The organism is Marinirhabdus gelatinilytica (assembly GCF_003353425.1).
GTDB classification, from domain to species: domain Bacteria; phylum Bacteroidota; class Bacteroidia; order Flavobacteriales; family Flavobacteriaceae; genus Marinirhabdus; species Marinirhabdus gelatinilytica.
In genome coordinates this window covers 400,503-413,247 of the sequence record NZ_QRAO01000002.1, presented here as the reverse complement: position 1 = coordinate 413,247, position 12,745 = coordinate 400,503, and the positions used below count along the sequence as shown (strand labels likewise).

The 12,745-nt window shown below is 42.1% G+C and carries 16 protein-coding genes; 4 read left to right on the top strand and 12 right to left on the bottom strand.

The annotated features are described in order from the left end of the window. Positions 1-96 precede the first annotated feature (96 nt). On the top strand, positions 97-570 hold the full coding sequence (gene rlmH / locus C8D94_RS07980) for a 23S rRNA (pseudouridine(1915)-N(3))-methyltransferase RlmH (protein WP_115123398.1): 474 nt from the start codon (positions 97-99) through the stop codon (positions 568-570). Between the two features lie 9 nt (positions 571-579). On the opposite strand, the gene C8D94_RS07975 is transcribed toward rlmH, so the two are convergent. From C8D94_RS07975 to C8D94_RS07940, 8 genes are all read right to left on the bottom strand, one after another. After that, positions 580-921 (bottom strand): DUF6122 family protein, encoded by a 342-nt coding sequence (locus C8D94_RS07975; protein ID WP_245946239.1) that lies wholly within the window; start codon positions 919-921, stop codon positions 580-582. Then, positions 891-2,255: an aldehyde dehydrogenase gene (locus tag C8D94_RS07970; RefSeq protein ID WP_115123397.1), complete on the bottom strand. Its 1,365-nt coding sequence runs from the start codon at positions 2,253-2,255 to the stop codon at positions 891-893. Before C8D94_RS07970 ends, C8D94_RS07975 begins: the two co-directional genes overlap by 31 nt. Positions 2,256-2,300: 45 nt before the next feature. Next, positions 2,301-3,065, bottom strand: a complete 765-nt coding sequence (locus C8D94_RS07965) for a carboxypeptidase-like regulatory domain-containing protein (protein WP_115123396.1) — start codon at positions 3,063-3,065, stop codon at positions 2,301-2,303. A gap of 157 nt (positions 3,066-3,222) precedes the next feature. Next, positions 3,223-5,034: a DEAD/DEAH box helicase gene (locus C8D94_RS07960; RefSeq protein WP_115123395.1), complete on the bottom strand. Its 1,812-nt coding sequence runs from the start codon at positions 5,032-5,034 to the stop codon at positions 3,223-3,225. A 184-nt stretch (positions 5,035-5,218) separates the two neighbouring features. Beyond that, positions 5,219-5,794, bottom strand: coding sequence for a non-canonical purine NTP diphosphatase (locus tag C8D94_RS07955; RefSeq protein ID WP_115123394.1), 576 nt, complete (start codon positions 5,792-5,794; stop codon positions 5,219-5,221). A gap of 142 nt (positions 5,795-5,936) precedes the next feature. Beyond that, positions 5,937-6,311, bottom strand: a complete 375-nt coding sequence (locus C8D94_RS07950; RefSeq protein WP_115123393.1) for a VOC family protein — start codon at positions 6,309-6,311, stop codon at positions 5,937-5,939. Between the two features lie 9 nt (positions 6,312-6,320). Further along, on the bottom strand, positions 6,321-6,851 hold the full coding sequence (locus C8D94_RS07945) for an SRPBCC family protein (RefSeq protein ID WP_115123392.1): 531 nt from the start codon (positions 6,849-6,851) through the stop codon (positions 6,321-6,323). Positions 6,852-6,883: 32 nt separating this feature from the next. Further along, positions 6,884-7,552 carry a TrmH family RNA methyltransferase gene (locus C8D94_RS07940; protein ID WP_115123607.1) on the bottom strand — a complete coding sequence of 223 codons (669 nt, stop codon included), beginning with the start codon at positions 7,550-7,552 and terminating at the stop codon, positions 6,884-6,886. A 127-nt stretch (positions 7,553-7,679) separates the two neighbouring features. On the opposite strand from C8D94_RS07940, the gene C8D94_RS07935 reads away from it, so the two are divergent. The 3 genes from C8D94_RS07935 to purB all read left to right on the top strand — a co-directional run bounded on the left by C8D94_RS07935 (position 7,680) and on the right by purB (position 10,567). Further along, positions 7,680-8,363, top strand: a complete 684-nt coding sequence (locus C8D94_RS07935; RefSeq protein WP_115123391.1) for an SIR2 family NAD-dependent protein deacylase — start codon at positions 7,680-7,682, stop codon at positions 8,361-8,363. Between the two features lie 9 nt (positions 8,364-8,372). Continuing rightward, positions 8,373-8,945: an adenylosuccinate lyase gene (locus tag C8D94_RS07930; RefSeq protein WP_115123390.1), complete on the top strand. Its 573-nt coding sequence runs from the start codon at positions 8,373-8,375 to the stop codon at positions 8,943-8,945. 278 nt (positions 8,946-9,223) lie between these two features. Further along, entirely contained in the window at positions 9,224-10,567 is a 1,344-nt protein-coding gene (gene purB, locus C8D94_RS07925; protein WP_115123389.1) for an adenylosuccinate lyase, read from the top strand. A gap of 108 nt (positions 10,568-10,675) precedes the next feature. Here purB and C8D94_RS07920 read toward each other — a convergent pair whose 3' ends face one another. The 4 genes from C8D94_RS07920 to C8D94_RS07905 are packed head-to-tail and all read right to left on the bottom strand — an operon-like array spanning position 10,676 to position 12,712. Then, positions 10,676-11,227, bottom strand: coding sequence for a DUF4252 domain-containing protein (locus C8D94_RS07920; protein ID WP_115123388.1), 552 nt, complete (start codon positions 11,225-11,227; stop codon positions 10,676-10,678). A gap of 2 nt (positions 11,228-11,229) precedes the next feature. Next, entirely contained in the window at positions 11,230-11,766 is a 537-nt protein-coding gene (locus C8D94_RS07915) for a DUF4252 domain-containing protein (RefSeq protein ID WP_115123387.1), read from the bottom strand. Between the two features lie 18 nt (positions 11,767-11,784). Continuing rightward, positions 11,785-12,219, bottom strand: coding sequence for a hypothetical protein (locus C8D94_RS07910; protein ID WP_115123386.1), 435 nt, complete (start codon positions 12,217-12,219; stop codon positions 11,785-11,787). Continuing rightward, on the bottom strand, positions 12,206-12,712 hold the full coding sequence (locus C8D94_RS07905; RefSeq protein WP_115123385.1) for an RNA polymerase sigma factor: 507 nt from the start codon (positions 12,710-12,712) through the stop codon (positions 12,206-12,208). The genes C8D94_RS07910 and C8D94_RS07905 overlap by 14 nt, the downstream gene beginning before the upstream one ends. Between the last annotated feature and the right edge of the window lie 33 nt (positions 12,713-12,745).

The window sequence follows — 12,745 nt, the reverse complement described above, 5'->3', positions numbered from 1 at the left end:
ATTTTTTGTGTGCGGAAGTATTTCAGAAAGGTACATACATTTAAAATCGAAACTTTTTTGAAGTACTCCAAAGTTCAGAATCACTACTTTTGCACTATGAAGATAACCCTGTTAGCCATTGGAAAAACCGATGATAAAAACCTTCAGAAGCTTATTGATGTTTACCAAAAGCGCTTATCCCATTACGTTCCATTTACGCTAGAGGTGATCCCCGATATAAAGAAAACCAAAAACTTGAGCGAGGAGCAACAAAAGCAATTGGAAGGGAACGAAATACTTAAAAGAACCAGTACTACCGACCACCTTATCCTTCTGGATGAGAAAGGGGTTTCTTATTCATCAATAAAATTTGCGAACTTTCTTCAGAAGAAAATGAACAGCGGATTAAAAAACCTTGTCTTTGTAATAGGTGGCCCCTATGGTTTTAGCCAAGAAATATATGACCGTGCGCAGGGGAAAGTATCCCTCTCTGCAATGACCTTTTCACACCAAATGGTGCGTTTGTTCGTGGTAGAACAACTGTACCGCGGCTTTACCATTTTACGTAACGAACCCTATCACCACAGGTAGTTTGCCATTTTAACCCATCCACAAACAATCCAGATAATCGGTAGCCATGTGGAGTGTGAGGCCAATGCCTAAAATTCTAGTTCTTGGGAAAAACAATAGTAGTAAATAAACCGCAATAGCCCAATAGCTGTGCAAGAAATGGAAACCGATACTGCAACGGTTGGGATCGAACATTGGGGTAGCGAACAAATGGTCCAAATCTACTAACATTGTAGCCAAAAGGATTAGATACACACGCAACCAGTGGCCCTTAAATAAGAGCAGTGCAATAAGCAATGGTGCAACAAAATGCAACCCATAATGTACCAATTGTTGAAGCATTATTGTAGTTTCATTAAGCGTTTGATCCATTTGAGTTTTGAAGCTGAATGCGGAAAGTATTTTAAAGGCAACTCCAACCACGTAGCCCTGTGCAGGATACTCTTCTTGTGCGAAAAACCATCGAAGCCGGCCTTACCGTGGTAACTGCCTATACCACTATGGCCCACTCCACCAAAAGGCAATTTAGGATTGCTTATATGCATTACGGCATCGTTTACGGCGCCACCACCAAAAGAAAGTTGCTGCAAGACTTCTTCTCTATTTTTTTTTGAGCCAGTGAAAATATAGGCCGAAAGAGGCTTTGGAAGCTGCCTTGATCTTTCAATGGCTTCCTGAAGTGTCGTATAGCTAAGCACAGGCAAAATAGGACCAAATATCTCCTCCTGCATCGAAGGATCGTTAAAAGTTACTTTGTGAAGGATAGTGGGCTGGATATATCTTTCAGGAGCATTTGTAGATCCACCGTAAGCGACCTTATCAGGGACTATCATTTTTTCTAAGCGTTCAAAATTTTTATCGTTAATAATCTGAACGTAGTTGTTGTTTTCAAAGGCAAACTGTTCTTTTTCAATTTCGGCTTTTATGGCTTCCATAAAATTTTGCTCAATTGCCTTCTCTACAAAAACATAATCTGGCGCAATACAGGTTTGTCCGGCATTGAGGAATTTTGCCCACACCAAACGTTTTACCGTTATTTTTAAATTACAATCCTTCGTAATAAAGGCGGGACTCTTGCCTCCCAGTTCCAAGGTAACGGGCGTAAGATTTTTGGCAGCTGCTTCATATACAATCCTCCCCACTCTTGTACTTCCCGTAAAAAATATTTTATCGAAGTCCTGTTCCAATAGTTCGGTAGTTTCGGGAACGCCGCCTTCTACCACTTTAAGGATTTTTGGATCGAAGGTTTTGTTGATGAGTGTTGCCATTACCTTACTTGAATGTGCTGGTAATTCACTGGGTTTTAAAATAACGGTATTTCCTGCTGCCAGTGCCGCCACGACTGGCGAGAGCGATAGTTGATAGGGATAGTTCCAAGCACCAATGACCAAGCAAACGCCCAAGGGTTCCTTGATTATATAGCTCTTGCCGGGAAAATTCATTAAATTGGTTCTTACCTTTTTCCTACGGGCCCATTTATAGATATTACGCTTGGCATCTTTAATATCGTGGAATATCAAGGCCAGTTCGCTGGTGTAGGTATCGAACTCAGATTTTTTAAAATCCTTGTAAATAGCATCGTAGAGTGCTTGTTCGTTATTCTTTAAAACCGAATAGAGTTTGTCCAGTTGTGTAAGCCTGAACTGTAAATTTTTAGTGGTATTTGTATTGAAAAAATTACGCTGGTTCTCTACTATATGGTGCATTTTTTGGGGATCTCTTGGGTTTCAGTAAAGTTACAAAAATTGAACCTACTCCTTTCCCCTATTCAACACGCGATATTCTTCGTAGCAATCGCTAATGGCATCCAAAATTTGAAGGTCGTTTGCGGTAGTGATAAAATTCTTGGAGTAGTTGCACTTGTTCAGTATTTCATCAATATCCACCTTTTCCAGTTGTAGTACAGCCATAAGTGTCTCACGGTCGTATTTGGATTGCAGCAGGTTGCGTATCTCGTCGTCCTCCTTCATCTTTCGTAGCTTCCGCATTTGTTTGGGGCGTTTCCCAAAAACATTATACAGAAAATCGGCTGGATTAAAAATAGCGCTCAATACTTTTGAGACCGCACCAGGGGAATTATCGCCTCCCTCGTAACCGGAACCTATACCAGAAATCCGGTACCTATAATCGTCGTAAACGGGAATGAGCTTGGCATCTACCTCTATGTACCCCGTTAACTCCACAGGTTTAATCACTACTTCTTCAAGTGCAATGCCCAGTTCGGTCATTTTTACTTTAATGTCACCAAATTTCAACCAATCGTTCGTAACTCGAACCCTAATGGATTTAAACCCTAAATAGCTAAAATACAGCGTATCGTTTACCTGTGCCTTAATCGTGAAATCACCTTCAAGGTTGGTAGTAGCACCCTTAACGGTGTTCAGGTTTACTATGTTCACATTCTCCAAAGGTTCATCGGTAGCGCTATTGAGTACTTTACCATCAATAACCTCAACATCCTGTGCCAAAGCAATTGTAGATATAAAAAATAAGGAAAGTAAAAATAGTTTTTTCATAGCGCTGCGGTGTAAAAGTAACTAATTAGACTGAAAAATGATGCCAAAGTTTCGCTTGGAGATAATTTTATTTGCTAATGCGCCAAAAATCATTCAGCAAACTTTGGCTCCATCAAACCAAAGCGAAATTTGGAGAAATTCCAACACCCACATAGCGTTATCCCCTTCTTCGTCTTCCGCCGGTACCTTTACTGTCGGGCTTGCTCTTGCCCCTTCGCTTTCCCGAAAATTTAGATTTAGACTCCTCGCCGGATCCAGATTTTTTGTTGAAACCGCCACGGTCGCTACTTTTTCTTCCGCCACGTCGTTCTCCTCTACCTTTTCCCTTAAAGCCACCGCCATCTCTACGGCCTCCACGACCTCGTTTTTTTCCGCCACGGCCAGTATCTGTTGATATTTCAACATTTACATTTCTTCCGTCCATCTGAAAATCGTTGAATACACCCAGCACCAAGTCCTTGTGTTTACTATCAACATTAAAGAATGAAAAGTTATCTTTTACATCCACTTTATATACCTCATCTTGTCCCAATTGGAGCAGCTCCTTCAAGAAATCCTTTAGGCTCATCCAGTTGAAATCGTCACGTTCGCCCACGTTCAAAAAGAAACGAACACTGTCTTCTTTGTCCTTGAAATTGGTATCGCCGGCAGCAAGGTTCAAGTCTTTCGCCTTTTGATAGTAATTGAAGAAGCGTGTAAACTCTACCGAGAAGAATTTCTTTATAAGTTCTTCTTTGCTGAAATCTTTTAACGCTTCATCTATCTGTGGAAGGTAGGCGTCTATATCGTGATTTATTTCGGTTTCCTTTATGTTGTTCGCGAGGTGCATCAACTGCTTTTCGCAAATTTCTATTCCTGAAGGGATGTCCTTCTTTTCAAATTTCTGTTGGATAATCTTTTCAATCTGCTTGATCTTTCGAACCTCACTCTTGGAAACGATTACCATAGAAATCCCTTCCTTTCCCGCCCGACCTGTACGACCACTACGGTGGGTGTAGGTTTCAATCTCGTCCGGCAATTGGTAATTGATTACGTGGGTTATATCGTCCACATCAATTCCACGTGCAGCCACATCGGTAGCGACCATCATTTGTATCTGGCGCGTTCGGAACTGCTTCATCACGATATCACGCTGGTTTTGGCTCAAATCCCCATGGATGGCTCCAGCACTGTAGCCATCGGCTATAAGTTGTTCGGCTACCTTTTGGGTATCTCGCTTGGTACGACAAAACACTACCGAAAATATATCTGGGTTGGCATCGGCAAGTCGTTTCAAAGCTTGATAGCGGTCCCTTGCATTTACCAAATAATATTCGTGGGAAACGTTTTCTGCCCCAACATTTTTGGAACCTACGGTAACCTCGATGGGGTCGTGCATAAATTTTTTCGCAATGGAAGCTACTTCTTTAGGCATTGTTGCGCTAAATAACCAAGTGCTTTTATCCTGTGGCGAATGTGATAATATTTCGGTGATATCTTCATAAAAGCCCATGTTCAGCATCTCATCCGCTTCGTCAAGGACACAATATTCAATTTTTGAGATATCTATCATCCGGCGGCCAATCATATCCTTCATCCTCCCTGGAGTAGCAACTATAATTTGGGCACCTTTTTTAATTTGTTTGGCTTGTTCGGTAATACTCGCCCCTCCATAAATTGCAACTACATTAAGGCCTTTTAAATGCTTTCCGTAGTTGTTCATTTCGTTGGTGATCTGCATACACAACTCACGAGTAGGAGAAAGAATGAGCCCTTGCGTAGTACGGCTATCCACATCTATTTTTTGAAGCATAGGAAACCCAAACGCTGCGGTTTTACCCGTTCCGGTCTGTGCCAGTGCCACGAGGTCTGTATCCTCTTCTAATAAAATTGGGATTGCTTTTTCTTGTACCTCACTTGGGGTTTCAAAGCCCATGTCGGTAATTGCCTGAAGGAGTTTTTCCTCTAGGCCTAAGTCTAAAAATGTCATATAAAATGATAAAAAAGTTTATTTGTACCTACTGAAGCGTCTCGACAAATAAACCTTCTCACTTCGTGCAGTACTACCTCACCCTGAGGATTTTTCAAGTTTCCGCAGTAAAACTTTGGAATACGAGGGCGCAAAGATACTCTTTAATTTAATACTGGGAGCGGTCTTGACAATATATTAGCAATTAACTTTTTGTCAAATAGGCAATAAGTTGTTGTAAGGCTTTGCCACGATGGCCTATCTTGCCTTTTTGCTCCAAACGCATTTCGGCAAAGGTCTGGTTATGCCCATCCGGGAGGAAAACAGGATCGTAACCAAAGCCCTTGTCTCCTCTTCTGGATTTTGTTATGGTTCCGTCGCAAACCCCAAGGAACATGACCGACTCTAAATTAATGGTCATTGCAATGGCTGTTTTAAAACGGGCGGAACGGTCTTCTACTCCCGATAGGTTTTTAAGGAGTTTATCAATATTGTCGTTAGCCCTTTTTCCCTCGCCGGCATAGCGGGCACTGTACACCCCGGGGTCTCCGTTTAAAGCTGAAACCTCCAAGCCAGTATCATCTGCGAAGCAATCTAAATTGTAGCGGTTGCGAACGTGTTCCACTTTCAATACTGCGTTACCTTCAATCGTGTCGGCTGTTTCTGGAATGTCCTCGGTACAGCCTATATCGGTTAGGCTCAATAACTCTATGTGCTGAGGTAAGAGGAGTTTTACTTCCTTGAATTTGTTTGGGTTGTGGGTGGCGAAGACTAGTTTCATTTTTAACAGTTAGAATTTGAGAGGGCTGGGTTGTGGGTTGGCGGTTGTAGGTTGGCGGTTGTGGGTTTTCCGTTATCAGTTGTGGGTTGTGGGTTGTGCGTTTTTCGTTATCAGTTGTGGGTTGGCGGTTGTGGGTTGTGGGTTATTTTTTTGAGTGCAATGCCACCCTATTCCCTTCAGAATCTATAAAAGCACCCATATACCCGTGTTCTTCGGAAATCTTTGTTTTGGGTTGGTAAATCTTTCCGCCGGCACTCTCAACACGGTCCAGTTCGTTCTGGACATTGTGGCTTGAAAAATAGACCAACGGTCCTTCTTGGCTGGGTATATAGCTTTCTTGCTTAATAAGTGTTCCAGTGGCACCATAGGCATCGCCCGCATTAGGGAACCATCCCATTTCTAGTCCTCCGAAATTTATCGGCTGTATTTTTACGTCCAAAACTTTTTCATAAAAAGCAATGGCACGTTTCATATCGTTTACGGGTATCTCAACCCAAGCAAAGGTGTTTTGTTCCATTTTTACTGTTTAAGGGTTTTGCTCCAATAGCTGCTTTAAATCGGCCAGGCCTTCTTCAAAATCTTTCCCAACTGCTTTGTCCATATTAAAAAATAGCATCATCACATTCATAGGTACCGTATGGGTTCCCGTGAAGCCCCAGGTTACTTTGGTGCCCTGTCCCTCTGGTTTTGTTAAGAGATAACCATCGCTTTCGGACTTAAAAGGTTTTAAAAAGGTAATATGGGTGTCTACGCGCTCATTTTCAGCAAGGGCGGTGATTTCCTGCTGCCCGGCACCTACTTGTTTGTGGTCGCTGTCCCATTTCGATACAAAGCCCACAGTACCATCCGTCCCTACAAATTCTTGGTGCATTCCTGGGTCTTTCTTTTTCCATGGAGACCAATGGTCTTGATTCTTGACACTCTTCAGATAATTGTACACTTCGGCAACAGGGCGGTCAATATAAACACTCCGCTGTACATCGTAATGCTTGGGCGCTACGAGTACGAGGATAATTAGTATTGCTAGGACAATACCTAAAATATATAGAAAAATCATATTGGTTGGGTTTTGGTGGTTGTTGGCTAAAGTTACACTTTTTTATCTTTCATGAAACGTTCAACGATCTCTTTTTGGCTCTTAATAGTACGCTTCATCCACTCCATTTCTATATCGAATTTCTCTGCTTCGGAAAGTTGCCAAGCAATATCGGTTTGCTTTAGCCGGGTTACCACATCCTGAAGGATAATTGCAGCAGAGACCGAAATATTCAAACTCTCGGTAAACCCATACATAGGTATCTTTAAGAAACCATCGGCCTGCTCCAGTACAGTATCGCTAAGCCCATAGCTTTCCTTTCCGAAGAAAAAAGCTGCCTTCTTGGTTACATCAAAATCATGTAAATAGGTAGAATCGTTATGGGGTGTAGTGGCTATGAGCTGGTACCCTTTTTGCTTTAAATCTTCCATGCAGTTGTTTATGTTGTCCTTTCGGTGCAGGGTTACCCACTTTTGTGCACCCATGGCAATTTCCTTGTCAATTCGCTTGCCCAGTTTCTCTTCTACTACATATAAATCCTGTATGCCAAAAACATCGCAGGTGCGCATCACCGCACTGGTATTGTGGAGTTGGTATACATCTTCGGTCACGACGGTAAAATGACGGGTACGCTTGGAAAGTACTTCCTTGAAGAGTGCCTTGCGCCTATCGGTTAAATAGGTTTGGAGATAGTGGAATAGTTTTTGGTCTGTCTTGCTCATAACTGCTACGAAATTACTGAAAAAATGTTCATCGGCATGACGTGTTTTTACAAACCGCATTTACATTAATGTGGAATTGTAATCCTAAGTAACTACCTTAGTACGCTCAACCATAAAATCCTATTTTATTTTGAAAATTGCCGTACTCACAGGAGCTGGAGTTAGTGCCGAAAGCGGCCTAAAGACCTTCCGGGACAGTAATGGCCTATGGGAAGGACACGATGTTATGAGCGTTGCATCGCCGCAAGGCTTTGCAAATAACCCAGAACTTGTGCTGGATTTTTACAACCAGCGCCGTCGCCAGTTGCTAGAAGTGGAGCCCAATACCGCGCACACAGCCCTTGCGGCCCTGGAGGAAAACCACAAAGTAACCATAATCACCCAAAATGTGGACGATCTGCACGAGCGTGCGGGAAGCAGTAACGTATTGCACCTGCATGGCGAATTACTAAAGGTACGAAGTACTTTTGACGAAGGCTTAATCCTAGACTGGAAAACCGATTTAAATGTAGGTGACTTTTGTGAGCACAACCACCAATTGCGACCACACATAGTTTGGTTTGGAGAGGCTGTTCCACTTATTGAGGTTGCTGCTGAAATTGTTGAACAAGCGGATGCTGTAATGATCGTGGGAACCTCTATGCAGGTATATCCCGCCGCCGGATTGATACAATATGCACAACCAGGAGCTCCCTGCTATTTTATAGATCCAAACCCTTCTATACAGAGTAATGCCCATATTAAGGTATTTGCTGAAAATGCCACAACGGGCGTCCCAAAAGCGATAGAGGATATTGAAACCCTAGCATAAGCTTTTACCGTGAATTCTGAATTGTTCCAACACATAAATTACGAGAAAGCCTACCGAAAGAACAGGCTCAAAGCCGCACATTGGGTTTTGGAACACCCTGAAAACTTAGAGGAGTTGTTACAATTTTGTTTTCATGATGACACCAAACTGGCTACCAAGGCCACGTGGGTATTAGAATTTGTGTGCAGGGAAGACCTAATCTGTATCCTTCCGTATTTAGATTTTTTCTTTGAAAATTTGCCAGACGCAAAAAGTGACGGGCAGTTACGCTCCTTTGCACTTATTTGTGAATTGCTCACCATTGGCTACTACGAAAAGGCATTCGAAACATATCAGAACGTATTTTTGCCCAGACACAAAGAAATAATGACCGAGTGTTGCTTCGACTGGATGATAACCAACCAAAAAGTAGCATGCCAAGCACGTGCAATGACCGCCCTATACTATCTAGGTACCGAAACAGACTGGATACACCCCGAACTGGCTACCATTATTCAACAAAACTTACCCCAAGGAAGCGCTGGTTACAAAAGCAGAGGCAAAAAAACATTGGAACTTATCGTTGAACTAAAAAATAAATAGCCCCGCAAAATTGTAAGGCATAAACAGATATACAACATGAGCAGTGCGAGCACAGCAGCCCGTTTACTTCCAGTGGTCCCAGCCACGTCCTAATAGTTACTAGCGGCCAACTACTGTACTGCCCGTAAACTACCAGCAGCTTTAAGTGTGTTCTACCCACTACCCACTTAAAGAAAATTCGATTTCAGTTTCTACTTCGATTTCAAGTTCAATTTATCGTATCTTTGCACCTTTATTTTCAGGACTAAAACATAACCAAATATCTTAAATACAGCATCATGTCCATCCAATCCCTACAAGCTATTTCACCAATTGACGGCCGTTATGCCTCCAAGACCGCATCGCTCATTCCGTTTTTTTCGGAAGAAGCCCTCATTAAATATCGCATACAGGTAGAGATTGAGTACTTTATCGCTTTGGTGGAATTGCCGGTTCCGCAGTTGGAAGGTTTTAATACATCTTTGTTTTTAGAATTACGTGAGCTTTACACCAAATTTACCACCGAGGACGCCCAACATATAAAGGACACCGAAAAAGTGACCAACCACGATGTAAAGGCTGTGGAATATTTTATCAAGGAAAAATTCGATGCTCTTGGTCTACAGCAGTACAAGGAATTTATTCATTTTGGGCTCACCTCCCAGGACATTAACAATACGGCCATTCCACTTTCTTTGAAAGATGCGATGAACGAGGTATATGTACCCCAGTTTCTTGAAGTAAAAAATAGATTGAAGCAACTGGCAAACGAATGGGCAAATGTCCCTATGCTAGCACGTACGCATGGCCAACCCGCATCCCCTACTCGACTAGGAAAGGAAATAGAAGTTTTTGTGACTCGCTTGGAAGAGCAGTTCGACTTATTGGACAATATTAAAAGCGCTGCAAAATTTGGTGGTGCCACAGGAAATTTTAACGCCCATAAAGTTGCATATCCAGATGTAGACTGGAAAGCTTTTGGAACATCATTTGTTCAAGAACGCCTAGGGTTGCACCATTCTTTCCCTACCACCCAGATTGAGCATTACGACCATATGGCAGCGCTGTTCGATTGTTTAAAACGTATCAATACCATAATCATAGATCTAGATCGTGATATTTGGACCTACGTTTCTATGGATTACTTTAAGCAGAAAATAAAGAAGGGTGAAGTGGGCTCCAGTGCGATGCCACATAAAGTAAACCCGATAGATTTTGAAAATAGTGAAGGAAACCTAGGGATTGCCAATGCGGTTTTCGAGCATCTTTCCGCAAAACTACCTGTGAGCCGTTTGCAACGTGATCTAACCGATAGTACCGTATTACGCAACATAGGTGTGCCCATGGGACATACATTAATTGCTTTTGCTTCTACCCTAAAAGGCTTGAACAAACTATTGCTAAATGAGGCTAAGTTTGCTGAAGACCTAGAGAATAACTGGGCCGTTGTCGCCGAGGCGATACAAACCATCTTACGCCGTGAAGCATACCCAAACCCCTATGAAGCACTGAAAGGTTTGACGAGAACCAATGAGGCCATCACCCAAAAATCGATAGCCGACTTTATTGAAACTTTAGATGTTTCAGAAGGAATAAAAGCAGAAATGCGGGTAATAACACCTTCAAACTATACAGGAATCTAACATAAAAAAAGCTTCAGCAAAATACTGAAGCTCCTTCTTTTTCAAACTACTTTACCATAGCAGTTTTTTGTATTGATATACCACCAAAACGGCAGTAATTGGTTTTTATTATTCAAGTTCCATATCAAACATGTTTCCTATGCTTTTCAGTTGTGAAACATCTACATCGCCCCGGTCTATCGAGCTCATCAATTTCACCAAGCTATCGGGTTCCATATCGTCTCCAATAAGGCGAAACACGGCAAAACCTTTTTCACTGTCGGTCGCAAAAACTATCAGCTCGTCAATAGCATCTTCCTCACCCGTAAATTTTAATGTGGCTCCACTTTTATTGGAGCCCATTTTTAAAAGGGTTTGGTACTTTTCGCTGGCCAAGATGGTTTGTAGTTTTTTTCGTTCCACATCGTACTCGGCTGTGTTACCCTTCAGCGGATAAGCAACAACATTGATCTTCTTTACAGAGTTGAGCACATCTTTTTCTTCTTGAGTAAAATTGGCTTCTTCGCTCTGTAATAAGCTGGTTGCCAGATCCACTTTCATAAACTTGTCATCATCCTGTTTTTCAACAAGATATTTCTGGAGAGACGGCTCACTATTACAGGAAAGCATTCCCAGTGCAAGCAAGCTCAATCCTATTATATACTTTACTACTGTTGTCATGGTTATGATTTTTGCTTGTCTATATTCTTCAATTCTTCGCTACCGGGAACATTAAGGTCCTTAGTTAATTTAGACACTTTTTTCAAATCTATGTTACCAGTGATGCTCATTACCACGGTACGTTCTTTCCCATCGATATTTCCTGTGAGGTGCATTAAAAGTTCGGTCACGAAATTATCGTTTTTACCTTCTTTGCTGTAAAATTTCACGTTTTTACCGTCGTCGTTTACCCGCATCAGTTCTGATAGGGATGTATTGCCAGACACGTACTTGGCTACGGCATCGTTCAACCTTTTTTGTACGCTTGGGTTTTCGGTCGTGAAAATACGAACGTTCTCAAGGTTGTTCACCAGCTCAAGGTATTCCTTTACCTCTGGGTCGTTGGAGTCAAAATCCATCTTGCTCAATAATTTGAACATTTTCTTGGTAGCGACAAAGCTTGTAACATCGTCTGCATTCTCAAAAGCATCGAAAGGACTTTGTGCATTCACCAGTAAGGGTGCTACCATTAAAGCGATTATAATTGCTATTTTTTTCATCGTATTTGTAATTAGGGTTTATTTTAAAATTTTGTTTTTGGTCTCTTTAAATTTCTGAATGTACACGAGCTCCTCGGCACCTTCGTTAAAATTTTGGGACATCAGCTTAAAGGCTTCCTTTGTTTTCTCAAAAGCGGCAAGGGCTTCTTTTTCTTCAGCAGTCAAGGTAGGTTCTTGGTTAAAAAACCCGAACACTCCTATGGCCACCAGTAATGTTGCGGCAATGCCCACCCACCAGCGTGAAGCTGTTTTAGGCCCTTTAGGAAGAACGATCTCACGAACCGAACGTTCACCCTGCGCCTGGGCAAAACCAGCAAATATGGGCTGGTACTGCTGTAGGTGTGGGGCTACATTGGTTTTGGTAAAATACGCTCGCAAGATTGCTTCTTCTTCAAGGGTGGTGTTTCCCTCAAAATAAGCTTCCAAAAGTTGCTCTATCTTAGCTAATTCCATAATTATTATATTGTATTAATTGTTCTCTTACGGTCTTTCGGGCACGTGACAGCGCTACTCTAACTGCGGTCTCGTTACTGTCCAGCATCTTTGCTATTTCGGCAAACTCAAACTGCTCTACATCTCGTAATTGCAATACTATTTTTTGTTGTTCGGGCAGGGTTTCCATTATTTTAAAGACCAGTGCTACCCCATCGTTCGCTTCTATTTGGCGTGCTACGTTTTGCGAATGCGGGTAATTGCTATGCACGATCTTGAGGTTCCCTGCTTGTTTCGACTTTAACCTGTCCAGGCAATAGTTCTTCGTCATCGTCATTGCAAATGCCTCTGGATTATTGTAGTTCTTGATACTCCTTTTATTCTTCCAGAGTTTCAAATACACTTCCTGTACGGCGTCCTCGGCTTCATCATTGGAAACGAGAATTCTCTTGGCAAGCCTGTACAACTTATCCTTAAACGGAAGTACGGTACTTAAAAATTCTCCTTGTTTCATCCTCTTTCCCGAATAGTCGGAACACTTTTTGTA

Bases quoted from the DNA above. Each gene is read 5' to 3' on its own strand.
- rlmH (WP_115123398.1), top strand. From the start codon at position 97: ATGAAGATAACCCTGTTAGCCATTGGAAAAACCGATGATAAAAACCTT.
- C8D94_RS07975 (WP_245946239.1), bottom strand. From the start codon at position 921: ATGGATCAAACGCTTAATGAAACTACAATAATGCTTCAACAATTGGTA.
- C8D94_RS07970 (WP_115123397.1), bottom strand. From the start codon at position 2,255: ATGCACCATATAGTAGAGAACCAGCGTAATTTTTTCAATACAAATACC.
- C8D94_RS07965 (WP_115123396.1), bottom strand. From the start codon at position 3,065: ATGAAAAAACTATTTTTACTTTCCTTATTTTTTATATCTACAATTGCT.
- C8D94_RS07960 (WP_115123395.1), bottom strand. From the start codon at position 5,034: ATGACATTTTTAGACTTAGGCCTAGAGGAAAAACTCCTTCAGGCAATT.
- C8D94_RS07955 (WP_115123394.1), bottom strand. From the start codon at position 5,794: ATGAAACTAGTCTTCGCCACCCACAACCCAAACAAATTCAAGGAAGTA.
- C8D94_RS07950 (WP_115123393.1), bottom strand. From the start codon at position 6,311: ATGGAACAAAACACCTTTGCTTGGGTTGAGATACCCGTAAACGATATG.
- C8D94_RS07945 (WP_115123392.1), bottom strand. From the start codon at position 6,851: ATGATTTTTCTATATATTTTAGGTATTGTCCTAGCAATACTAATTATC.
- C8D94_RS07940 (WP_115123607.1), bottom strand. From the start codon at position 7,552: ATGAGCAAGACAGACCAAAAACTATTCCACTATCTCCAAACCTATTTA.
- purB (WP_115123389.1), top strand. From the start codon at position 9,224: ATGTCCATCCAATCCCTACAAGCTATTTCACCAATTGACGGCCGTTAT.
- C8D94_RS07920 (WP_115123388.1), bottom strand. From the start codon at position 11,227: ATGACAACAGTAGTAAAGTATATAATAGGATTGAGCTTGCTTGCACTG.
- C8D94_RS07915 (WP_115123387.1), bottom strand. From the start codon at position 11,766: ATGAAAAAAATAGCAATTATAATCGCTTTAATGGTAGCACCCTTACTG.
- C8D94_RS07910 (WP_115123386.1), bottom strand. From the start codon at position 12,219: ATGGAATTAGCTAAGATAGAGCAACTTTTGGAAGCTTATTTTGAGGGA.
- C8D94_RS07905 (WP_115123385.1), bottom strand. From the start codon at position 12,712: ATGAAACAAGGAGAATTTTTAAGTACCGTACTTCCGTTTAAGGATAAG.